This window comes from Sulfitobacter sp. R86518 (assembly GCF_042466275.1).
Lineage (GTDB): Bacteria > Pseudomonadota > Alphaproteobacteria > Rhodobacterales > Rhodobacteraceae > Sulfitobacter > Sulfitobacter pontiacus.
In genome coordinates, this window is record NZ_JAXHCA010000005.1 from 514,152 (window position 1) to 536,940 (window position 22,789).

General features: G+C 61.2%; 18 protein-coding genes and 2 pseudogenes. 14 read left to right on the forward strand and 6 right to left on the reverse strand.

Features of this window, described 5'->3' with window-relative positions; all coding sequences use genetic code 11:
* Positions 1–135: 135 nt before the first annotated feature.
* The 11 genes and pseudogenes from SJY36_RS03350 to urtE form a co-directional block, all read left to right on the forward strand.
* Positions 136–507 (forward strand): annotated as a pseudogene (locus tag SJY36_RS03350) (LysR family transcriptional regulator); the annotation flags it as partial.
* Positions 508–547: 40 nt separating this feature from the next.
* Positions 548–1,170, forward strand: a pseudogene (locus SJY36_RS03355) (DDE-type integrase/transposase/recombinase); the annotation flags it as partial.
* A gap of 194 nt (positions 1,171–1,364) precedes the next feature.
* Complete coding sequence (locus SJY36_RS03360) at positions 1,365–2,435, forward strand: malate/lactate/ureidoglycolate dehydrogenase (protein WP_386172971.1); 1,071 nt, start codon at positions 1,365–1,367, stop codon at positions 2,433–2,435.
* A 165-nt stretch (positions 2,436–2,600) separates the two neighbouring features.
* Positions 2,601–3,737, forward strand: a complete 1,137-nt coding sequence (locus SJY36_RS03365) for a TAXI family TRAP transporter solute-binding subunit (RefSeq protein WP_386172973.1) — start codon at positions 2,601–2,603, stop codon at positions 3,735–3,737.
* Between the two features lie 94 nt (positions 3,738–3,831).
* Positions 3,832–4,251, forward strand: a complete 420-nt coding sequence (locus SJY36_RS03370; RefSeq protein WP_386172975.1) for a hypothetical protein — start codon at positions 3,832–3,834, stop codon at positions 4,249–4,251.
* On the forward strand, positions 4,158–5,825 hold the full coding sequence (locus SJY36_RS03375) for a TRAP transporter permease (RefSeq protein WP_386176431.1): 1,668 nt from the start codon (positions 4,158–4,160) through the stop codon (positions 5,823–5,825). Before SJY36_RS03370 ends, SJY36_RS03375 begins: the two co-directional genes overlap by 94 nt.
* Positions 5,826–6,164: 339 nt before the next feature.
* On the forward strand, positions 6,165–7,457 hold the full coding sequence (urtA, locus tag SJY36_RS03380) for an urea ABC transporter substrate-binding protein (protein ID WP_386172977.1): 1,293 nt from the start codon (positions 6,165–6,167) through the stop codon (positions 7,455–7,457).
* 75 nt (positions 7,458–7,532) lie between these two features.
* Positions 7,533–9,467, forward strand: coding sequence for an urea ABC transporter permease subunit UrtB (urtB, locus tag SJY36_RS03385; protein ID WP_386172979.1), 1,935 nt, complete (start codon positions 7,533–7,535; stop codon positions 9,465–9,467).
* Between the two features lie 3 nt (positions 9,468–9,470).
* Entirely contained in the window at positions 9,471–10,637 is a 1,167-nt protein-coding gene (gene urtC, locus SJY36_RS03390) for an urea ABC transporter permease subunit UrtC (RefSeq protein WP_037963576.1), read from the forward strand.
* Positions 10,634–11,386 (forward strand): urea ABC transporter ATP-binding protein UrtD, encoded by a 753-nt coding sequence (urtD, locus tag SJY36_RS03395; protein WP_037943507.1) that lies wholly within the window; start codon positions 10,634–10,636, stop codon positions 11,384–11,386. The genes urtC and urtD overlap by 4 nt, the downstream gene beginning before the upstream one ends.
* Positions 11,379–12,074, forward strand: a complete 696-nt coding sequence (gene urtE, locus SJY36_RS03400) for an urea ABC transporter ATP-binding subunit UrtE (RefSeq protein WP_260004951.1) — start codon at positions 11,379–11,381, stop codon at positions 12,072–12,074. The genes urtD and urtE overlap by 8 nt, the downstream gene beginning before the upstream one ends.
* Here urtE and SJY36_RS03405 read toward each other — a convergent pair.
* Positions 12,071–14,467 carry an ATP-binding protein gene (locus SJY36_RS03405; protein ID WP_386172982.1) on the reverse strand — a complete coding sequence of 799 codons (2,397 nt, stop codon included), beginning with the start codon at positions 14,465–14,467 and terminating at the stop codon, positions 12,071–12,073. The two genes, urtE and SJY36_RS03405, sit on opposite strands and share 4 nt — an antisense overlap.
* 282 nt (positions 14,468–14,749) lie before the next feature.
* On the opposite strand from SJY36_RS03405, the gene SJY36_RS03410 reads away from it, so the two are divergent.
* From SJY36_RS03410 to SJY36_RS03420, 3 genes are all read left to right on the forward strand, one after another.
* On the forward strand, positions 14,750–15,721 hold the full coding sequence (locus SJY36_RS03410; RefSeq protein WP_243251346.1) for a mechanosensitive ion channel family protein: 972 nt from the start codon (positions 14,750–14,752) through the stop codon (positions 15,719–15,721).
* 24 nt (positions 15,722–15,745) lie between these two features.
* Positions 15,746–16,261: a DUF421 domain-containing protein gene (locus SJY36_RS03415; RefSeq protein ID WP_037963563.1), complete on the forward strand. Its 516-nt coding sequence runs from the start codon at positions 15,746–15,748 to the stop codon at positions 16,259–16,261.
* 61 nt (positions 16,262–16,322) lie between these two features.
* Positions 16,323–17,417: an alpha-hydroxy acid oxidase gene (locus SJY36_RS03420; protein ID WP_386176433.1), complete on the forward strand. Its 1,095-nt coding sequence runs from the start codon at positions 16,323–16,325 to the stop codon at positions 17,415–17,417.
* Here SJY36_RS03420 and SJY36_RS03425 read toward each other — a convergent pair.
* The 5 genes from SJY36_RS03425 to SJY36_RS03445 form a co-directional block, all read right to left on the reverse strand.
* Positions 17,398–18,213: an energy transducer TonB gene (locus tag SJY36_RS03425; protein WP_009826209.1), complete on the reverse strand. Its 816-nt coding sequence runs from the start codon at positions 18,211–18,213 to the stop codon at positions 17,398–17,400. The genes SJY36_RS03420 and SJY36_RS03425 overlap by 20 nt on opposite strands.
* Positions 18,210–18,701, reverse strand: coding sequence for a TonB system transport protein ExbD (gene exbD, locus SJY36_RS03430; RefSeq protein WP_386172985.1), 492 nt, complete (start codon positions 18,699–18,701; stop codon positions 18,210–18,212). Before exbD ends, SJY36_RS03425 begins: the two co-directional genes overlap by 4 nt.
* Before the next feature lie 5 nt (positions 18,702–18,706).
* On the reverse strand, positions 18,707–19,570 hold the full coding sequence (exbB, locus tag SJY36_RS03435) for a tonB-system energizer ExbB (RefSeq protein WP_051577565.1): 864 nt from the start codon (positions 19,568–19,570) through the stop codon (positions 18,707–18,709).
* Position 19,571: 1 nt separating this feature from the next.
* Positions 19,572–20,255: a Fe2+-dependent dioxygenase gene (locus SJY36_RS03440; RefSeq protein WP_386172987.1), complete on the reverse strand. Its 684-nt coding sequence runs from the start codon at positions 20,253–20,255 to the stop codon at positions 19,572–19,574.
* Between the two features lie 64 nt (positions 20,256–20,319).
* Positions 20,320–22,746 (reverse strand): TonB-dependent receptor, encoded by a 2,427-nt coding sequence (locus tag SJY36_RS03445; RefSeq protein ID WP_386172989.1) that lies wholly within the window; start codon positions 22,744–22,746, stop codon positions 20,320–20,322.
* Positions 22,747–22,789: the final 43 nt, after the last annotated feature.

The window sequence follows — 22,789 nt, forward strand, 5'->3', positions numbered from 1 at the left end:
TCGGGCCAGTCTGCGCGGCGGATTACCCCAAAAGCCTTGAGTTGATGTCATCCTTAGGATGCGAATTTATACCTTGTGCTTCACGCAATAAGCTGCCGAGAGTGGAGTTCACTTTCTTGATTTTGGGTATAATTGATGGACGCCGATCACCTGCGATTATTTGTAATGGCAGCAGAGCGGCTCAATATCAGCGCTGTGGGTCGTGAACTTGGCCTTGCACCTGCAGTGGCAAGCGCCCGCCTCGCCAAGTTGGAAGCCGAGCTTGGGGTGGAGCTGCTACGCCGCACCACCCGCAAGGTTTCATTGTCACTGGAAGGGGCGGATTTTCTACCCTATGCTCGCGAAATTCTCGCGCAGTCAGAGGCCGCACAGGCGGCGTTGGGCGGCAAGGGTGTCGGTGCCCATGGCACCTTGCGCTCTGCCGCGCCCAGCAGTTTCGCACAACTGCACATCATGCCACTCTTACCCCAATTCCAAACCCTTTTCCCCGATTTGACGCTGGACCTTTGAATAGCCCCTAGATTTGTAGACGCTTTCTTCCCTAACTTTGAGGCAAGGCGGCCGTTATGAGAAGCCAAATTTCAGTGAAGATTTCAAGCGCGATGCAGTCCATCAGATAACAGTGCGGGGGTATGCCGTTCGCGAGGCTTCGGAACGGTTCGGCGTTAGTACATATTCGCTCTACAAATGGATGAAGCTCTGCGCAAAAGCTGGGTCACAGACATCATCTAGTGACCGTGAAGCTGAGAACCGCAGGCTCAAGCGTGAGTTGGCCCGTTTGGCCGGGATCCGCGCAGAGATCGGGTACAAACGTAAGCCGGGCAAGTATGGTGGAAGGCCGTCAGTCGTCGTCGACAACACGTTAGACCGGCAGTTTGATGTGACAGCGCCAGACACCGCCTGGGTGTCCGATATCACTTACATCAAAACCTATGAGGGGTTTCTCTATCTGGCGGGTATCATCGATCTCTACTCACGACGTGTGATCGGCTGGGCGACACAATCGCGGCAACCAACAGACCTCGTGCTGCAAGCCCTTCTGATGGCTGTCTGGCGACGCAAACCTAAGCGACGCGTCCTGATCCACACGGATCAAGGCTTGACGAATATAGGAGCTTCAATGCGGTCGCTGAGAGCTTCTTCAACCTGCTCAAACGGGAACGCGTCCGGGAAACCCAAGCTGTCCCTGGGCACCATTTAAACTCTCCCTTGAAAAATTCCCCGCCGTAGACGCCCGCATTGACACCTTCCGCTTCCGATGACCCTCCGGCTTGCAGTTTCCGCTTCTTGGCGCGAGGCTGCGATCGTGGGCGTTCGCTTTGGGAGAGGCGGCGTGGACAGCATATTGGGGGGAGGACAGACCGATGGCGGTTGATGCGGGGCGGTTGACGGATTTTGCGACGGCTATTTTGGCGTATGCAGGGAAGGATGCAGGGCGGGCGGCGAAGGTTGCGGCGCGGTTGGTGGGGGCTAATCTGGCGGGGCATGACAGCCACGGGGTGGGGATGATACCCGCCTATGTGGACGGTATTCTCGCAGGGCAGTTGGACGCTGCGGCCGATATCGAGCTGGTGCAGGACAAGGGGCCGTTCCTCTTGGTCGATGGCAACCGTGGCTTTGGCCATATCGTGGCAGAGCAGGCAATGACGCTGGCGATTGATCGTGCGAAGACCCACCATTTCGCGACGCTGTCCTTGCGCAACAGCTTTCACCTTGGGCGGTTGGGCGACTGGGGCATCATGGCGGCGGAGGCGGGGTTTATCTGCATCCTTTACGCGAATGTTCAGTCCGCGCGCCCCCTGGTGGCACCGTTCGGCGGCAGTGATGCGCGGTTTGTCACCAATCCTTATTGCACGGCGATACCGGCGACCGAAAAGCATCCGATGTTTGTGCTGGATATGGCGACCAGTACCATCGCCATGGGCAAGGCGCGTGTCGCTCAGCTTAGCGGCAAGCCTGCGCCCGAAGGGGCGTTGATTGATGCGCAGGGCAATGCAACGCGCGATCCGTCGGTGGTATTTGACGGTGCGGGCGGGGCGTTGACGGCCTTCGGGCAGCATAAAGGGTTCGGGCTCGCCTTGCTGGGGGATATCTTAGGTGGATCGTTCAGCGGGGGCGGGGCCTATGCACCCGAGCGCGAGGTGCCCGACCGGATCGTGAACAACATGATGGCGATCTTGATCGATCCGAATGTCTTTGGTCTTGCGCAAAGCTTTGGTGTGGATGTGGACCGCTATACAGATTGGGTCAAGGCATCCCCGGCGGCGCCCGGAACGGCGGGGGTGCAATTCCCCGGCGACCCCGAAAGGCGCTGCACGGCAGAGCGATCGGCCAAGGGTATTCCGCTGGATGCAGGCACATTGGCGCAATTGATGGCGGCGGCGCGCAAAGCGGGCGTTCCCGCGTCAGAACATCTCTGGTCTACCTCTGATTGATGTCACCCTGCGCAACCGCGCCTCTCGCGGTCTTTTGTTGACTTAAGGAAAGGCGCGCTCTTATCCTTTTCCACAGGGCGGAACCACGTTTCACAAGAAAACGGGCCGCTAACCTTGCAGCAAACGCGAATGTTTTGCGCCGCAGGAATTTCTGGGAGGAAAGATATGAACGTATTGAAGACGACGGTCGTGGCATTTGGGTTCACGGCTTCCATGGCGTTCGCGCAGGATCTGGACCTGCCGCGTCAATTGAGCTGGACAGCCTATGACACCGGGTCGGCGGGCTATAATCAGGCCGTGGCAATCGGTGCTGCGTTGCAAGATGCCGCGGGGGTGAACCTGCGCGTGCTGCCGGGCAAGAACGACGTGTCGCGCACAGAGCCGCTGCGTCAGGGGCGGGTTGAATTCTCGGCCACGGGTGTGGGCGGTAGTTTTATGGCGCAGGAAGGTGTGTTTGATTTCGGGGCCGAAAACTGGGGCCCGCAGCCGATCCGCGTGCTGCTGGCGAACAACGGTGGCGCGATCAACCTTGCGGTCGGTGTCGCGGGCGATCTGGGGATCGAGACCTATGCCGACCTCAAGGGGAAGCGTGTGTCCTATATCGTGGGTGCCCCTGCGTTGAACGTGAACACCGAAGCCTATCTGGCCTATGGCGGCTTGACCTGGGACGATGTGGAGCGGGTTGATTTCGGCGGGTTCGGGGCCAGCTGGACCGGCCTGATCGAAGGGCAGGTCGATGCGGCTTTTGCGTCGACCAACTCGGGCAAGGCATATGAGGCCGAAGCGGGGCCGCGCGGGCTGTTCTGGCCGCCGATTGATCCCGACGACACCGAGGGTTTCGCCCGCATGCAGGAAATTGCCCCCTTCTTCACGCTGAACAAAGCCAAGGTCGGGGCCACCATCGACGGGACCGACGGCTATCAGGGCGCGGGCTATGCCTATCCGGTGCTGACCTCGATTGCGGCCACGGACGAAGCGCTGGTCTATAATATGACCAAGGCGATGGTAGAGCTGTTCCCGAAATATGACGGCAATTCCCCCGGCATCGGTGGCTGGGCGCTGGACAAGCATAACATGGAGTGGGTGGTGCCCTACCACGAAGGGGCGATCCGCTATTTCGAAGAAGTGGGCGCTTGGTCCGACACCGCGCAGGCGCATAACGACAAACTTGTGAAACGCCAAGAAGCGCTGGCCGCGGCATGGGAAGCGACGAAAGCGTCCAACCCCTCTGACTGGGAAGCCGCTTGGTCCGAGGCGCGCCGCAAGGCCTTGGCAGACGGCGGGTTCTCTGTCGTTTTCTGAACCTTTCGAAAGTTCGGGGCGGGCTGGTCATGGTGCCGGCCCGTTCCTGCTGTGCCGCTTACCGGCCCGTACCCCCTAATATGAAAGCGTTTTTATGACCGATCCCGATACATCGCGCACCCCGCAGCCGAAGTTCGAGGAGGTGGCGATTGACGGTGCCACCCCGGCAGAGCGGATCTCGGGGGTGGCACGTTGGGTCGTGGTGATCACCACGCTGCTGTCGCTGGTGCTGGTGGTGAACCAGCTTTTCAACCTTCAGCTTTTCGGGATTGTGCTGATCGACGGGCGGTATCTGTATATCCTCGGGGGGATGTTCCTGGCGTTGACGTTCCTGATCTTTCAGGCCCGCGGCGGCAAGGGGGGGAGCCGACGCTGCTGGACTGGGTGCTGTTTGCCGCTTCGGTCGGGACCACGGGCTATCTGGCGCAGACCGCGCAGCAGAACCTGTCGCAGGGATGGGAATATGCGGCCCCTGAAACGGCGCAATATGTCTCGGTCATATTCTTCTTCCTGATCCTGGAGGCAACGCGGCGGGCAGGGGGGCTGGTGTTGTTCCTGATCGTCACCCTCTTTGCGTTCTATCCAACCTTCGCGGGCCACGTGCCGGACCCGTTTTCGGGCTTTCAAAGCACGTTTCTGCAAACAGTACCTTACCATATCTATTCCGCCGAAAGCTCTTTCGGCATTCCGATGAAGGCCTTCGGCGGCGTTGTCATCGGCTTCATCCTGTTCGGCGCGGTGCTGCAACGGACAGGCGGCGGGCAGTTTTTCAATGATCTGGCGCTTGGCCTTGTGGGCGGCTACCGCGGGGGCGCGGCGAAGGTCTCTATCTTTGCCAGCGGCTTTATGGGGTCGATGTCCGGCTCTGTCATTTCGAATGTTTTGACCACGGGGGCGGTGTCGATCCCCGCGATGCGCAAGACCGGATTCTCGGCCAAGACCGCCGCCGCGACCGAGGCCTGCGCCTCGACTGGCGGGGTATTGATGCCGCCGATCATGGGGGCGACGGCGTTTGTCATGGCGTCCTTCCTGTCACGCCCCTATGTCGAAATCGCGCTGGCCGCCGCCATTCCGAGCATTCTGTTCTACTGGGGGCTTTTCGCGCAGATCGACGCCTACTCCGCGAAACGCGGGCTGCGTGGTTTGCCCAAGCCTGACCTTCCGCGCCTGCGTCAGGTGATGATCGAAGGCTGGCCCTATATCTTCGTCTTCGCGCTGCTGCTGTATATGATGATCGGGCTGCGACAGGAATCCTCTGCGCCATTCTATGCGACGGCGCTGCTGTTGGTTGTGAACCAGTTCCGCGCGAGCCATCGTCTGAACCTGAGCCGCCTTGGCAATATGATCGTCGGTGTCGGCATGGGGCTGTCAGAACTGACGGCGATCCTGCTGGGCGTCGGGCTGATCGTGGGGTCGTTCTCTGCTACAGGGCTGGCGGGCACATTGGTGAACGAGCTGGTGTTTCTTGCTGGCGACAGCACGTTGATCCTGTTGCTGATGGGGGCGATCACCGCCTTTATCTTCGGCATGGGGATGACGGTGACCGCCTGCTATATCTTCCTTGCGGTGGTGCTGGCCCCCGCGCTTGAGGCCGGCGGGCTGAACCAACTGGCAGTGCATCTGTTCATTCTCTACTGGGGCATGGTCAGCTATATCACACCTCCGGTAGCGCTTGGCGCTTTTGCGGCCTCGACCATGGCGGGGTCCAACCCGATTGCCACGGGGTTCGAGGCGATGCGCCTTGGCGGTGTCATCTATATCGCGCCCTTCTTCTTTGTGCTGAACCCTGCGTTGATTGGTCAGGCTCCCGCGTGGGAGGTCGTCGTCGCGCTTAGCTGTGCGATGGTCGGAGTGACCCTGATTTCGGCGGCGCTGCAGGGTTACATCAGCCTTGTCGGCCCGATTGAAGGCCGTGGGGCGCTACCGATGCGGGTGGCGCTGTTCTTTGGCGGCGTTCTGATCGCCATGCCGCAGAACGATCTGGCCGGTTTGGGCTACAGCCTGTCCTTTCTCATCGGGGTCGCCCTTTGTGCGCTGCCGATGTTGCGGGCGTGGCAGGCGACCTCCGCCGCGCGCGTCACCCCCTAAGGCGAAGGTGCTGGCGCGCGCTTGTCGCGCGCCTTTCCCCGCAGCCGTGTGCCTGCCGGTTACATTTTAAGCGATCCCGATCTTTGGTGCCAAAAAATGAGGCGCGGCTAGGGGCGTGTCCTGTGACATGCCATTTTTTCTAGCGACTCCGCCACTGCCCTAGGCATCTTGGCCTTGTGCCGACACAGGCAACACCGTCGCACGGCAAGCGATCCTGGCAGATGTAACAAGCCATGCGACGATCACAACAATATGCTGCGCCTCCTGTCTAACGTGCTTGGGGGCCCCGGAAAAGTGCGTTCTGACGCGCGGGGTAGCAGCGCCAACAGGGGATAGAAGATGACAACATTCACCAAACTCGCCGCCTGCGCGACCGCTGCATTGATGGGCTCCACCTCGCTGGTGATGGCGCAGGACTGTGCCGATCCGGTCAAGGTCGGCGTGCTGCACTCGCTGTCGGGGACCATGGCGATTTCCGAGACGACGTTGAAAGACACCATGCTGATGTTGATCGACGCGCAGAACGAAAAGGGTGGCGTATTGGGCTGCGAGATCGAGGCGGTCGTGGTTGACCCTGCCTCCGACTGGCCCTTGTTCGCAGAGAAGGCGCGCGAGCTGCTGACCGTGAACGAGGTCGACGTGATCTTTGGCAACTGGACCTCTGTGTCGCGCAAATCCGTGCTGCCCGTGATTGAAGAGCTGAACGGCCTGCTGTTCTACCCCGTGCAATACGAGGGCGAGGAATTATCCAAGAACGTGTTCTACACGGGTGCCGCGCCCAACCAGCAGGCGATCCCTGCGGTTGATTACTTCCTCGAAGAGCTGGGGGTCGAGAAATTCGCCCTGCTCGGGACCGACTATGTCTACCCGCGTACCACCAATAACATTCTGAAATCCTATCTGATGTCCAAGGGCATTGCCGAAGAAGACATCTTTGTGAACTACACCCCGTTTGGCCATTCCGATTGGGCCACGATCGTGGGCGATGTCGTGGCACTGGGCCAGGACGGCAAGCAGGTGGGCGTTGTGTCGACCATCAATGGGGACGCGAACATCGGTTTCTACAAAGAGCTCGCCGCGGCGGATGTATCGGCGGATGATATCCCCGTCGTTGCCTTCTCGGTGGGCGAGGAAGAGCTGTCGGGGCTCGATACATCGAACCTTGTCGGGCATCTGGCGGCGTGGAACTACTTTATGTCCGCAGACACCCCTGCAAACGCTGAATTCATCGAACAGTGGAAAACATCCATCGGCGACGACAAACGCGTGACCAACGACCCGATGGAGGCGCATTACATCGGCTTCAACATGTGGGTGAATGCGGTTGAACAGGCTGGCACCACCGATGTCGATGCCGTGCGCAGCGCGATGTACGGGCAGACCTTCCCGAACCTGACCGGCGGCACCGCCGAGATGCTGGTGAACCACCACCTGTCCAAACCCGTGCTGATCGGCGAGATCACGGCAGACGGTCAGTTCGACATCATCAGCCAGACCGATCCGGTGCCCGGCGATGCCTGGACAGACTTCCTGCCCGAAAGCGCTGTGCTGACCTCCGATTGGAAAGATCTGGAATGCGGCATGTACAACACCGAAACGGAAACCTGCGTTCAGCTGACCTCTAACTACTGATCCTGAACGCCGGGGCGGGCAGGCTGACTGGCCGCCCCATCACCTTATTTCCCAGACTTACCACAAGGGTTCCCTATGTTCCGCCACCTGTTAATGCTCCTCTGTTGGGTGGGCATCGTGGGAACGGCACAGGCGCAAGATTTGCAGCCCGTGCTTCAAGCTCATGCCGATGAAATTGCCAAACCCTCGCGCAGCTCTGTCTCTGTCGCGCTGGATGATCTGGTTGCCTCCGGTGCGCCGCAGGTCAGCGCGTTTCTTGAACGTTGGCAGGACAAAGGGGTCTGGCAACGCGACGCGGATGGTGTGTTCTTTTTCGGCACCGAGACAGGCGACACGCTGGCCTTGCGCGATATCGACAGCGATGCGGAAAGCACGGCACCGGCAAGCGGGTTTTCGCAGCTGAAACCCAATGGCGGAGTGCGCCGCCTGATCGGCACCGCGCTTGTGCAGTTCCAACTGACCGACCCTGATCTTGCACGCCGTCAAAGTGCCGTCGATTCCATCGCCCGCCGCCCAGAGGCGGACCAACTGGCCCCCCTGCGCGCCTCGATCGAGGCAGAGACAGACGCGGCGCTGAAGGCCCGCAAGATCCAGTTGACCAACTTCCTCTCTGCCAGTTTTGGCGACACAGCCGCCGACCGCATCGCCGCGATCACATCAATGGCGAGCGATACCTCGATCGAGGCGCGGGCGGTGATGAACCAAATTCTATCGACCAAAACAGCGACGCCGTCTGAAACACCCAGCGGCAACGTCGCGCGGGTGCTGACACCGGGAGAGGATATTTCACCCGATGCGGCCTATGCGCAGCTTGTGGCGGCTGATCTGGCCCCGGCGCCTGTGCCCCCCGCCGCGATCCGCGACGCTTTGGCGGCGAACGTTGTCAGTGGGCGTGTGGGTGGCATCCCGACAGCGCGGCTGAATACCGATGCGGCGCGTGCGACCGCCTATGCCGCACTCGCCGCTGCGGGCACCGTGCCGCCGCTGGTGACTGCGCGGAACCAGCAAGATGCCATCGCGGGCATGACGTTCTACGAGGTGTATGACGAGCCCGACAGCGCCGTCACAGACGCCGCGCGGGCCACGCTCGACAGCATCGAGACCCGTGTCGCCGCCGCGCAAACCGTTGACCTGACGCTGGATGCGCTGTCGCTCGCGTCGATCTATTTCCTTGCGGCTATCGGCCTTGCCATCACCTTTGGCGTCATGGGGGTCATCAACATGGCCCATGGCGAGTTTATCATGATGGGGGCCTATACCGGCTATGTCGTGCAGCTGTTCGTGCCCGATTACACGCTGTCGATCATCATCGCCTTGCCGCTGGCCTTTGCGGTCACATTCGCCGCCGGTGTGATGATGGAGCGGTTGGTGATCCGGCACCTCTACCACCGTCCGCTGGAGACGCTGCTGGCGACTTTCGGGATTTCTATCGCTTTGCAGCAACTGGCCAAGAACATCTTTGGCACGCAGGCCCGACCGCTGACCTCTCCGGCTTGGCTGGACGGGGCGTGGGTGATCTCGGATGTGATCCAGATCAGCTATATCCGCATCGCGATCTTCGTGCTGGCGCTGCTGTTCCTAGGGCTGATCCTGTTTGTGCTGAAACGCACGCGACTGGGGCTAGAGGTGCGCGCGGTGACGCAGAACCCCGGTATGGCGGCCAGTATGGGCATCAACCCCGACCGCATCAACATGATGACCTTCGGCCTTGGCTCAGGCATCGCGGGGATCGCGGGGGTAGCCATCGGCCTTTATGCCAAGGTCACGTCCGAGATGGGGGCCGATTACATCGTGCAATCGTTCATGACCGTGGTCGTGGGCGGCGTCGGGAACGTCTGGGGCACGCTGGCTGGGGCCTCGCTCATCGGGTTCCTGCAAAAGGGGATCGAATGGTTCAACCCGTCCAATACCCTCGCGGCACAGACCTATATGGTGCTGTTCATCATCCTGTTCATTCAATTCCGTCCCAAGGGCATCGTTGCCCAAAAGGGTCGGGCAGCGGCGGATTGATCCATGCGTAAAACATTCATTTCTGAAAACCCTTCCGTCCTGTGGTTCATTGCGCTGTTGGGGCTGTTTACCCTCGCGGTCGCCATCGGGTCAGAGGCGACAGGCACGGGCCTCATCTCTACCTCTATGGTCAAGACCTTGGGCAAGACGCTGTGCCTGTGTCTCATCGCCATCGCGATGGATGTGGTCTGGGGCTACTGCGGTATCCTGAGCCTCGGTCATTTCGCTTTCTTCGGCATCGGCGGTTATGCCATCGGCATGTGGCTGATGTATGCACGGACCGAAGGCATCGTATTGTCCAGCCTTGAAGGTCAGGTGATCCCGCCCACACCGCAAGAGGTGCAGGACGCCATCGGCAACCAGATCTTCGGCGTCGTTGGCAGCTCTGACTTTCCGTGGCTCTGGGCCTTCTCCGACAGTCTGTTCCTGCAACTGTTGATGGTGGTGATTGTGCCGGGTCTGCTTGCGCTGGTCTTTGGCTGGCTGGCGTTCCGCAGCCGTGTCACGGGCGTTTACCTGTCGATCCTGACGCAGGCGATGACGCTGGCGCTGTCGCTGTGGCTGTTCCAGAACGACAGTGGCCTGCGCGGCAACAACGGGCTTTCCGGTTTGCAGAATATTCCGGGGTACGAAGACACCTCGCAGGCGACCATCAGCCTTGTGTTCTTTATGGGATCGGCGCTGGCGCTGGCGCTTGGGTATATCCTCTTTGCATGGGTGGTATCGGGCAAGATGGGCAGCGTGGTGCAAGGCATCCGCGATAACGAGGCCCGCGTCCGCTTCCTTGGCTACCGTGTGGAACGCTACAAGCTGTTCATCTTTACCCTGACCGCCGTGATCGCGGGTATCGCCGGGGCGCTTTATTACCCGCAGGCCGGCATCATCAACCCGGCTGAGATCGCGCCGATTGCATCGATCTATCTGGCAGTCTGGGTCGCGATTGGCGGGCGCGGGCGGCTTTACGGCGCGGTGATCGGGGCGGCATTCGTATCCTTGCTGTCCAGCTGGTTCACGGGCGGCGGTGCCCCTGCCATCAACCTCGGGTTCTATACAATCCTATGGACCGACTGGTGGCTGGTGCTGCTTGGCGTATCCTTTGTTTGCGTCACCTTGTTCTTCCCCAAGGGGATCGGCGGCCTGTTTGATTATCTGGTGAGGAAACCGTCATGAACGATACCCTGTTAGAAGTCTCCGGCGTGTCGAAATCCTTTGACGGGTTCAAGGCGATCAACAACCTGTCGATCCAGATCGCAGAGCCTGAGCTGCGCGCTGTGATCGGGCCGAACGGGGCGGGCAAGACCACCTTTATGGACATCATCACCGGCAAGACGCGCCCCGATAGCGGCCATGTCGTCTGGGGAGAGCGGAATATATCGCTGCTAGGTATGTCAGAGGCGGATATCGCGAACGAAGGGGTGGGGCGCAAGTTTCAGAAACCCACCGTCTTCGAGGCGCAGACCGTGCGGCAGAACCTTGCCATGGCGCTGAAGAATCCGCGGGGGCCGCTGGCCGTCCTGCTGCACCGCAAGACCCCGTCCAACGCTGCGCGGATCGAAGGCATCGCGGCAGAGATCGGCCTGACCGACAGCCTGACCCGCATCGCCGGAGAGTTGAGCCACGGCCAGAAGCAATGGCTTGAGATCGGGATGCTGCTGGCGCAGGAGCCGCGTCTGCTGCTGGTCGACGAACCCGCCGCCGGCATGACGGTTGAGGAACGCGAAAAGACCACCGATATTCTGAAACGTGCCGCCAAGACCCGCGCCGTGGTAGTGGTCGAACATGACATGGAATTCGTGCGCAGGCTCGACTGCAAGGTCACGGTGCTGCACGAAGGATCGGTGCTGGCCGAAGGCAGTCTTGACCACGTGACATCCAACCCGAAAGTGATCGAAGTTTATCTGGGGCGCGGCCATGCTTGAAGTTGAAAATCTGGACCTGCACTATGGTCAAAGCCGCATTCTTTACGAGGTGTCCTTTCAGGCCCCCAAGGGGCAGATCACGACCCTGATCGGCAACAACGGGGTCGGCAAGACCTCCACCCTCAAGGCGATTGCCGGGCGGCATCCGGCGTCGGCGGGCACGATCACGGTTGACGGGACTCTCGTGCGTTTAACCACGGCCTTTCAGGCGGCGAATGCGGGCATTGCCTATGTGCCGCAGGGGCGCGAGGTTTTCCCGATGATGACGGTGGAGGAGAACCTAGAGACGGGGTTTGCCTGCCTGCCCAAGGCCGACCACCATATTCCCGATCACATTTACGATCTGTTCCCTGTCTTGCGGGATATGAAAGCGCGGCGCGGGGGGGATCTGTCGGGCGGGCAGCAGCAGCAGCTTGCCATCGCACGGGCGCTGATCACGCGACCGCGGGTCTTGTTGCTGGACGAACCGACTGAAGGTATCCAGCCCAATGTGATCCAGCAGATCGGGGATGCGCTGCGGTTGCTGCGCACCCAAGGCGAGATGGCGATTGTGTTGGTCGAACAGAATGCCGATTTCGCCTATGCGCTGGGCGACAGCTTTATCGTGGTCGAAGGCGGGCGCAACGGGCCGCGCAAGCTGAAGGCCGATTACACCAAGGACATGTTGATCGCCGATCTGGCGCTTTAGGCCACCATCGCCACGTCGGGGTCTTCGGTCGAGGGGCAGGTGAACCAGAACACGGTTTCCTCCCCCGGCACACTGTCGAACCCGATTTCCCCGCCCATGGCCTCTACCAGATGGCGCGAGATATTGAGCCCAAGCCCGGTGCCACCGCGCTGTCGCGTGTTCGATGCCTCGGCCTGCGAGAACGGCTGGAAGATGCGTTCGCGGAACTCCTCTGAGATGCCGTTACCCAGATTGGTGACAGAGATTTTGGTCATGTCGCCCACTGGCGCTGTGGTCACTGTCACGGCGGTTTCGGGGTAGGCGAACTTGCAGGCATTGGACAAGAGGTTGGTCAGCACCTGCATAATGCGATTTTTGTCGGTCAGCACGTGGTGATCGGGATCGGGCGTGTCTACGTCGATCTCGACCTTCCATTCGCTGGCATAAGGCTCTACCTGCTCGGCGGCGAGGGTGACGATATCGCCCAGCTTCTCCGGTTTCGGCACAACGGTCATACTGCCTGCGTTGATCTTTTCCATGTCCAGAATGTCATTCACCAACGCGACAAGCCGGTCGCAGTTGGCCGTGGCGATCTGCACCAGACGCACCGCGCCGGCATCCGGATCGTCCTGTGTCTGGGCCTCAAGCAGCCCCAACGCCCCCTTGATCGAGGTCAGCGGCGTGCGCAGTTCGTGGCTGACGGTGGCGACAAAGTCGTGCTTCATCTGTTCAAGTTTGTTGCTTTCGGTGATGTCGATCTGGATACCCAGCATCCGCAGGGCGCGCCCGTTCTTCGCCCGCTCTACCACGACCGCATCCGATTTGATCCAGCGCCAGTTGTCCTGACCGACGCGGATGCGAAAGCGGGCCTCGGCGCGGTCGGTCATCCCGTTCAGACAGGCGAGTTCGATCTTCTTGACCACCGCCGCATCGTCGGGATGCACATGCTGCATCTTGTTATAATAGGGGTTCTGACAGGCGGGGTCAGCGGGGTGGTGCATGATGTCGCGCCATGTGTCCGACACCACAGATGTGCCATTTTCCAGATCAATGTCAAAGACCCCGATATGTGCACTGCTGAGCGCGAGGCTCCACCGTTGTTCGGTTTCCGCAATCTTGAGCGTGCGGCGTTCGCTGTCGGTGATATCGCGCAGCATCAAGGTGATACGCGTCTCTGCGTCGGCGGTAAGCCAGGTGTTCTTTTCGACCTCAAGTGTGCGAGGTTCTGTCGTACCATTGTGGGGCGGAACGACGACCTTCGCCCCGCCGTCGGCACGGTGGATGTCGACCTCGGGCAGCAGGTCTTGCACGAAGTCGCCCGTCGCGTCCTTGCGGTGCCCGGCCGCGATCAGATGCTGTCGCGCGGCATCGTTCAGATGCAGTATTTCACCCGATTGCCGGACCGAGATAATCGGCAGCATCGCGTTTTCGAGGATCGATCGTTTCTCTTGGTGCTGGGTCTCAAGCTCGCGGGTTTTGTCGGCCACCGTCTGGTTGATTGTCAGATTACGTTTCAGGATCACCGACTGGATGATCAGGATCAGCGCCGTGATGGTCAGCGACAGCGCCAGCACGATCCATTTGGCGTTGTTCGGTTGCGCGGCCTCGAACGCGGGGGTGCTGGCCCAGAGCAGGGTCATGTGTTGGCCATAGCCCGTATGGTCACGCGAAAATTCAAAGGCCGGGGCGGGGGCATCGCTGGTGACGGTCGGGTGGTGCTGGAACGGGGTGCCATTCTCATCATAGAAGGACACATCCAGCGTGATGAGGTCATTTTGCGCGGCGAAGAGATCGCTAAAGATTTCGTCCACATCGACCATCGCAAAGGCGACGCCCAGAAACGCCGCATCAGGATCGCGGGTGCCGTCAGAAGCGGCGGCAGGGCGGAAAATCGGTTTGATCAGCAGGGCATGGCAGTTTTCACCGTGGAGCGCAGGGGTTGTCGAAAGCGTCTCGCCGCTTGCATAGGTGGCGAGGGCCGTGGCCAGAAGATCTGCGTTGCTTGAAAACTCGGTCCCGACCATGCCGACGAAATCTTGTGACGGCGTGGCGCGCTGGATCACGAAATCCTTCAGCGTGCCGTCGGTTTCGTCATACACAGGGACGGCGAAGCCGATGGCGTCCAGCACGTAGGAACCGTCTGCAATATGGACCGACGTGGCGTAGGTCTCCATATCCTGCGCCGTCACCTCGTCAGAGGCAGCGACAAAGCCCGCGACACCGTCGAGCGTCCTGCCGTATTCGTCGGCGCGCCGCCCCATTGACGACAACCCTTGGCTGACCAACGCGTGAAACCTGTCCTGCGCTTGGACCTGCACAGTATTGCCCGCCACAAAGAAGAACAAAAAGGAAAGCCCGATGCAGACGCAAAGGGTAAACAGTTGAAAGTAGGCTAGCTTGCGCGGAATTGTCATCGTTGCCCTGTCACTCAGTCCTGCACAGAGGGTCGTACGCTCTGCATCTCTCGAATTTCTCTGCCATCGTTAATGGTTTCTGAAACTGGCGGAATTATGGCGCTGTTGCTCATTTCACACAAAGCGCTTGCGGCCTTGGACGTGTTTGCAGCGCATATACCAAGGGTGTTTCGGGAACCCGCCGCTGTTTCGGGTCGTTTGTCTTGGGGATGTGATCAAATAGCCACGTGAGAACGGGCCTTTTGTGCTCCCGCTGATTTAGTAACGAGTAAGGAAGAACCCATGGAAGAAGTCGACGCCAACCCCGGCCTGATTTTCGATAAACTTGACGGCTGGTTGGACGGCTTTTTCAGATTGCTCCCGAATATCGGCGTCGCGCTGGTTGTGGCCGTGGTGTTCTGGTTTCTGGGAATGGGCATCGGCGCGCTGATCCGCAAATCCGCCGGGCGCCGCGGACGCGAGAATTTGGGCGACGTGGGCGGGGCGCTGATGCGGTGGGCCGTGACGATCATCGGCTTCATGCTGGCGGTGACCATCGTCGCCCCGACGGTCACACCGGGGGATCTAATTGCCGGTTTGGGCGTCAGCTCTGTCGCGATCGGCTTCGCGTTCAAGGATATTTTGCAGAACATGCTGGCAGGTATCCTGATCCTGCTGCGCCAGCCCTTTGAAGTCGGCGACCAGATCGTGTCGGGCGGGCATGAAGGCACGGTCGAAAAGATCGAGACCCGCGCCACGATGATCAAAACCTATGACGGTCGCCGCGTGGTGATCCCGAATTCGGACATTTATACAGACAGCGTGGTGGTCAATACCGCCTTTGACACGCGCCGGTCGGAATATGACATCGGCATCGGCTGCAGCGACGACTGGGATACCGCGCGCAAGGTCATGCAGGATGCCTGTGCCAGCGTTGAAGGTGTAGAGACCGACCCAGCCCCCGAGACGATACCGGTCGAACTGGGCGATTCCGCCAACATCGTCCGCTTGCGGTGGTGGACGAAGTCGGACCGTGCGTCGCAGATCCATACCTTCGGGGCGGTGCTGCAGGCCGTCTATAAAGCGCTGGATGAAAAAGGGATCGATATGCCCTACCCAACACAGGTGCATCTGTTCCACGACCAGACCGAAGCGACCGACGGCGACCGCCGCGCGCAGCGCGAAGGGTGGCCCGCAGGCGAAGGCGACGTGCCGAAATCGCGTGCTCAACAACGCGACGAGAAAGAAGAGAAAGCGCGTCGATCCGACGCCTGATCAATCCAGAGAAGAAGGGATTATATGTTTTTCGACAATACGGTACTCGATGTTCTGGCCCGCGGCTTCGTGCTCAGCGGTGTGGCGCTGATCTGGATCATCCTCATGGTGCGGATCGTCGGGCTCAATTCCTTCTCCAAAATGACGAACTTCGACTTTGTGACCACCATCGCCTTCGGCTCTTTGCTGGCGGGGGCGGCGCAAGCGTCGGATTGGAAGGCGTTCTTCCAGACCTTGGTCGCGACGGCCTGCCTGTTCCTTTTCCAGTTCGGCCTATCCTATCTGCGCCGTCGGTCTGAAACCGCTTTGCATACCATCCAGAACGCGCCGGTCTATCTGATGGAGAATGGCAAGATTTGTGAAGAGGCGATGCGGGTCAATCGTGTGTCGCGCAGTGACCTGATGGAGAAGCTGCGCGAATCCAACGTCATGCGGCTGAGCGATGTGCGTGCCGCCGTGTTCGAGACGACGGGCGAAGTCTCTGTTCTATGTGGGGACGAGGTTGATGACGCGATGCTGGAATACGTCCAACGCGTCTAACCGATATACCTGAGTATTTAAGTCGCTTGTGGCGGCGGGCGTTTTGCGCGATCTGTGGGTTATGCCTGTGACCTTGTCAGATTTCGAAGCCTCCGCCCACGCAACCCTTGCCGCTGATGTGTTTGCCTACCTTGAAGGCGGCGCAGAAGGGGAGCTGTCGCTGCGCCAGAACCGCGCCAGCTTTGGCCGGATAGGAGTTTTGCCGCGCCTGTTGGCGGACTGCGCAGGCGGCCACACGCGCACAACGATATCAGGGCAGCCATCGGCGCATCCGATCATAGTCGCGCCGATGGCGTTTCAACGGCTGTTTCACACGGAAGGGGAAACTGCGACGGCACTGGCCGCTGCCGCTCAAGACGCGGTGATGGTGGTCAGCTGCCAGACCAGCACGGCGCCCGAAGACATCGCCACCATTCCGGGGCGACGCTGGTTCCAACTTTATATGCAGGCGGATCACGATAGCACGATGACTTTGGTCAACCGCGCGGTGGACTGCGGGGCAGAGGCGCTGGTGGTGACGCTTGACGCGCCGATCAACGGCCTGCGCGACCGCGAGGTTGCCGCGGGCTTTGCGCTGCCGGATGGCGTGCGCCCCGTGATGCTGGACCCGCTGCCACAACCACCGCGACCGCAGTTGCAAGACGGGCAGAGCGTGGTGTTCGACGGGATGATGGTCTTTGCCCCCACATGGGCAGACCTGACGCGGCTGATCGCGGACAGCCCCGTTCCGGTGATCATCAAAGGCTGTCTGCGTGCCACGGATGCGCGGCGGTTTGTCGATGCCGGTGTTGCGGGGATCATCGTGTCAAACCACGGGGGCAGGGTGCTCGATACTGTTCCGACCCCCGTCACGCAGTTGGCCGCCGTGGTGCAGGCGGTGGGGCAGGATGTGCCGGTCTATCTGGATGGCGGCATCCGGCGCGGGAGCGATGTGTTCAAGGCGCTGGCGTTGGGGGCCGAGGCTGTGCTGGTCGGTCGCCCCGTGATGCACGGGTTGATCGTCGACGGGGCACGCGGGGCCAGTCAGGTGTTGCGTCGCTTGCGGGACGAGCTGGAAGTGACGATGGCCCTATGCGGCTGCGCAACGGTTGAAGACATCACCCCCGATATGATCACAGCCTTCGGCGGCGACCCGATCAGCGAAAGCGATAGCTGATCGGGATTGCCAGATTGAACGGGCCGGCACCCATGGCAGAGGGCGGGCGCGGCAGTGTTTGCAGCCGGTCAAAGATATCCAGCGCCGCCTGATCCAGCACCGGCCAGCCTGACGACTTGGACACCTCGCGCGCTTTGATCTGACCGTATTGATCCAGCGTGAAGGCCACGGTTGTGGTCCCCTCGGCGCGGGCTTCGCGGGCGCGGCGGGGGTAATCCTTGGCGGCATTCAACGCCAGAACCAGCGATTTTTGCCAATCCGTGATCTCTGCCCGTTCGGCATCTGTCAGCCCCTGTTCCTTGGCCGCGCTTTGGTCCTGTTCGTCCTGACCCGCGCTTGCCTTGGGGGCGGCAGCCGTGCTTTGCGCGGCGTTCTCGTTTTCGGTCTCTTCCTGCAACTCGGTCGGCGTTTCGGTCGCTTCCTTGTCGGTGTCGACTTCCTGATCGGGGTTGGCGATCTTGAACTGCAGTTCGGGGTCGTCCGGCGTGTGCGGTATCTGTGCCAGCAGCGGATCGTTTGACGCTTTGGCTTCCTCGCGTTCGGCGGGGCTTTCGAGCGTGGCTTGGCTATCCTCGGCGGGTGGCCCGTCGGGGAGGTCGGTTTCAGGTGCGGCCATGATCATCTCGACCTCGGCCAGATCGATCAGCTCGCGGCCCTGAATGCCTGCTTCTTCCGGTGGCTCATAGGCCGCGGCCTGTGTCAGCCAAAGTGCCACCAGCGCGCCATGCACGCCGATGCTCAGCCCGGCCCCCAGCATCAACCCGGCACCATATCGCGGGGCGTAGGCAAAGCTCATTCTGCGGTGACCTGTGCAGCGGGGGCAGGGGGAGCGGTCGCCACGTCACCTGCCGCCGCAGGGGCGGCCCCGCCCTCGTCCTCAAGCCCGACGAGGCCGATCTTCAGATAGCCTTCGCTGCGCATGCGGTTCATCACGGCCATCACCTCGCCATAGGGAACCGAACGATCGGCGTTGATATAGATGCGCGTGCCCAGATCCAGACGAGTCAGGATGCCAAGCCGCATGTTCAGATCCCCCAAGGATACCTCTTCTTCGCCCACGCTCAGGCTGAGGTCCTGATGGATGGTGACAAAGACCGGATCATCGGGGCGCGGCGCGGGTTTGCCGGTGGCGACCGGCAGCTCTACGTTGACGTCCACAGTGGACAGCGGGGCCGCCACCATAAAGATGATCAGCAGGACCAGCATCACGTCGATAAACGGTGTGATGTTGATATCCGCATTGGGGGCAAGATCGTCGCCGCCGTCAGAAAGTCGCACGCCCATCGGGGTTACTCCGCTGCCAGTTTGGTGGCGATATCAGGGGTGGTATGAGGCACGTCTGCGGTACGCTCTGCACGGTCCAGATCACGCGACAGGCAGCGCTCCACCAGCGCCGCGGCATCCCCCACACGCGCGCGGTAGCCGGTGACGACGCGGGTGATGTGGTTATAAAGCAGCACGGCGGGGATCGCGGCGACCAGACCGATGGCGGTGGCCAGCAGCGCTTCGGCGATACCGGGGGCGACGACTGTCAAGCTGGTACTGCCGCTTTCAGCGATGCCGATAAAGCTGTTCATGATGCCCCAGACCGTGCCGAAAAGCCCGATGAACGGTGCCGTCGACCCGATGGAGCCCAAGATCATCGCACCAGACTGCATCGCGCGCGCGGCCCCCGCCTCAATCCGCGAAAGCTCGGATGCGACGCGTTCCTTGATGCCCGCCTTGTTCAACCCGTCAGAGATGTCGATCTCGGCCAAGGCGGCGCGGATCATGGCGCGCATGGGGCCGGAAAAGGATTTCGCCTGCGCGCCTTTAACGGCCCCTGCCTTGGCAAGCTTGCGGTAGGACCGGCGCAGCCGCGCGTTGGCCCAGCTAACCTGCAGGATCTTGCCCGCCCACACGGCCCAGCCCAGAACCGAGGCGATGGCCAGCCCGAACATCACCGCCTTCACGACGATATCGGCCCCCATGAACATCGCCAGCGGCGAATGGCCGCCCTGTTGCGCGGCGACGCGCATCGGCTCGGACAGGGCAGGGCCGATCCATTCGTCAGCCCATGTGATCAGCGCGATATTGACCGACGCAGTGTCGGCTGCGGCCAGTTGCGGCGTCGCGACAAGGACGGCCGCCAGAAGGATGCTTGGAAATTTCATATCAGGTCTCTGCCCATTGTCGGATGAGGTTGTGGTAGATGCCGGTCAGGCGCACAGCGGTCGGGTCGTTCAGACCCGCGCTGGCCGACAGCTCTTGGATGGATTGATCCAGATCGAAGAGAATCTCGCGCTGGCCGCCGTCGCGGATCATCGACTGTACCCAGAAGAAGGACGCAACACGCGCGCCACGGGTGACAGGCGTGACCTGATGCAGCGAGGTTGACGGATAAAGCACGCAGTGCCCCGCCGGCAGTTTGACCGACTGGGTGCCGTAGTTGTCTTCGATGACCAGCTCGCCGCCGTCATAGTCTTCGGGATCATTAAGGAACAGCGTGCACGACAGGTCGGTCCGCAGGCGCTGGCCGGTTTGCGGGTTCACGCGGATGGCGTTGTCGACATGCACGCCGAAGGTCTCTGCCTCTTCGTAGCGGTTGAACATCGGGGGCAGGACATGCAGCGGGAGCGCAGCGGAAACCCACGTGGGGTTGCCCATCAACCGCTGGAGCACCAGCGTCTGCAGATCAGGCAGAACGGGGCTGTCGAGGGGAATTTGCTGATTGCGCTTGGTTTGCGCCGATTGCGCGCCGGCGGTGTTGCGGCCGTCGTCCCATCGGGCCGTGTCGATCACAGATCGGATATGGGCAACTTCCTGCGGTGACAGGATATTTTCGACGCAAAGCAACATGGTGTATCCTTTCGAGGGGATCGGCTGGCGGCGCGGGTCTGCGCCGCCAGCCTTGGTGTGTGGTTTAGAACTTCATGCTGACCGAGATGGATGCAGAGCGACCCGGTGCCACATAGACGAACGGCGTGCCGGAGCGGTACAGCGCGTCATAGTAGGTTTCGTCCAGCACGTTATCGATGCGGAAGTTGACCGAGGCATCATCCGTGATGTGGTAATCCGCCATCAGGTCAAAGCGCCAGTAGCTGGGCAGCTCGTTGCCGTTGGTGGCCGCGAATGTGCCGCCCTGAACGCTGCCGCGCCATGTGGCTTGGCCGCCAAAGCTCCACTGGTCGTTATAGTCGTAACGGGCCAGTACGTTGAACTGTTCGTGCGCGATATTCGCGAACTCTTCGCCAACGTTGTCGGGGTTGCTGCTTTTCAGCACTTCGCTGTCCATCAGGGTCGCACCGCCGAACAGGCTCAGCTTTTCGGTGATGTTGCCGCCAAAGCCCAGCTCGATCCCGCGGACGCGGTATTCACCAGTCGCGGTGGTCACAACAGGTGCGCCGCGGCCGCCTGTGCTTTCACGGGCATTGTCCTTGGTGGTTTGGAACAGCGCAGCGGTGGCGGTCAGATTGCCGAACTGCCATTTGGTGCCCAGTTCAATCGCGGTGTTTTCTTCAGGCTCCAGCAGCAGGTTCGAGGAATCGATCCCGTTGTAGCTGCCGCCGCCTGCGTCCAGTTCATCCCCGACAGGATTGGTGGAGGTGGCATAGGACAGGTAGATCGACCCGTTGTCGCGGGGTTTCCAGACAACACCGGCATTCCAGTTGAACATAGTGTCATCGCGCGACAACGTATCGGCACCGGCTTCCGTGGTGGTCCGGCTGACGCTGTAGTCATCCAGACGGGCACCAAGGTTCAACTGCCACTGCGGATTAAAGGTCATCGTGTCGTTCAGATACAGCGACCGTGTGGTGACATCGGTCAGCGTCGCATCGGCGCTGCGGACAGGTGTCGCTGTGGAACAGCCGCTGACATCGGGGTTGTAGATCGCGACAGAGCACCCCTCGAGACGGTCCTCGGCAGTGCCGCCCCCCACTTCGGAGGATAGGCCGACATAGCCGCGCTGGCTGATCTCTTCACGCGAAAGCGCGAAGCCCGCAATCATGTCATGGCGCGCCGACCCGGTGTTGAAACCAAAGGAAAGCTCGCTGGTGTTCGACGCCACTTCGTTGACCTGATACCGGCTTTTGGGGGAGGCCGTCAGCGTCCAGTTCTGCGGATCGGCATCCGAGGTGTCAGGGCGCTCAGGTGCCGACACGATATAGTCGTTCTCGGTCCGGCTGAGACGGGAGCGGTTGGTGAAGGTCATGCCCGGGGTGATTTCAAAGGTCGCGCCGAAGGTGGCAACGCTTTGTGTCGCATCGTGGAAATCGCGGTCTGGGTTGCCGTAGAAGGTGTCACGGTCCAGCGTCGGACGGCCTGCAGCGGATTCGGTGAAGGGTACGCCGTTGGTGCCATCCCATGGCACGCCCCAGTCTGGCATCTGTTTCATTTGCAGCTGGTAGGCTTCGAAATCCAGTGTCAGACGGTCGGTCGCCTCGTATTCGGCAGCGATGGACAGACCCAGACGGTCGTCTTTGCTCCCGTCGCGGCCGGCAACGTCGCTGACTTGGGCGACGGCACCGATGCGGGTCTTGAAGCGGTCGTTCCAGACCTTGTTCCAGTCGACTTCCTGACGCGCCAGATCGGCGGTGCCAAAGGTCGTGGTGGTTTTGACAAAGTCCGTATCCTGCGCCTTTTTGGTCACCAGATTGACCGCGCCGCCGGTGGTCGAGCGGCCACCGATGGAGCCCGACGGGCCTTTGGTGATCTCGACCTGTTCGGCCATGAATGTTTCGCGCACGGCGACACCGGAATCACGCACGCCGTCGATGAAGACGTCGTTGGAGGACCGGAAGCCGCGGATGAACAGAACGTCGCCGAATGCGTTGCCGCCTTCGCCGGTGCCCAATGTGATGCCGGGGGTGGTGCGGGCGAGCTCACGCACCGATGTCGCGTTCTTGTCGCGCAGCACTTCCTGGGTGACTGCGGTAACGGTGCGTGGTGTATCGACCAGCGGTTGCGTCAGCAGCGAGTTGCCCGATTGAACGGCCTGATATCCGGCTTCGGGGTTGGCGTAGGGCGACAGACCGTTCTCGCCAGCGACGGGCGCGGCGGGGGCAGCAGCAACGGGGGCCTCGGCCACGACGGGTGCAGGGGCGGGTGCCGGTGTCGCGCGGGGGGCAGGGGCCGCCGCGGCGCGTTTCTTGGCGGGTTGTGGCTTAGGCTTCGCGGCCTGCGGCTCGGAGGTTTCAACCTCGATGCCGGGAAGCAGCAGCGGCTCGTCGCTGGATTGCGCATAAAGTGCTGCAGGAGACGTCGCGCCGATGGCGGCGGCCGTCATCATGCCGATGCTGCGGCTGGCCGTGTGGCCACGCAAGCTGTGTGGTGTTTTCGTCTGAGTCATATCGCCCTCGTCATTGCCCATTCGGGCTGTTTTTAGGGGGCTG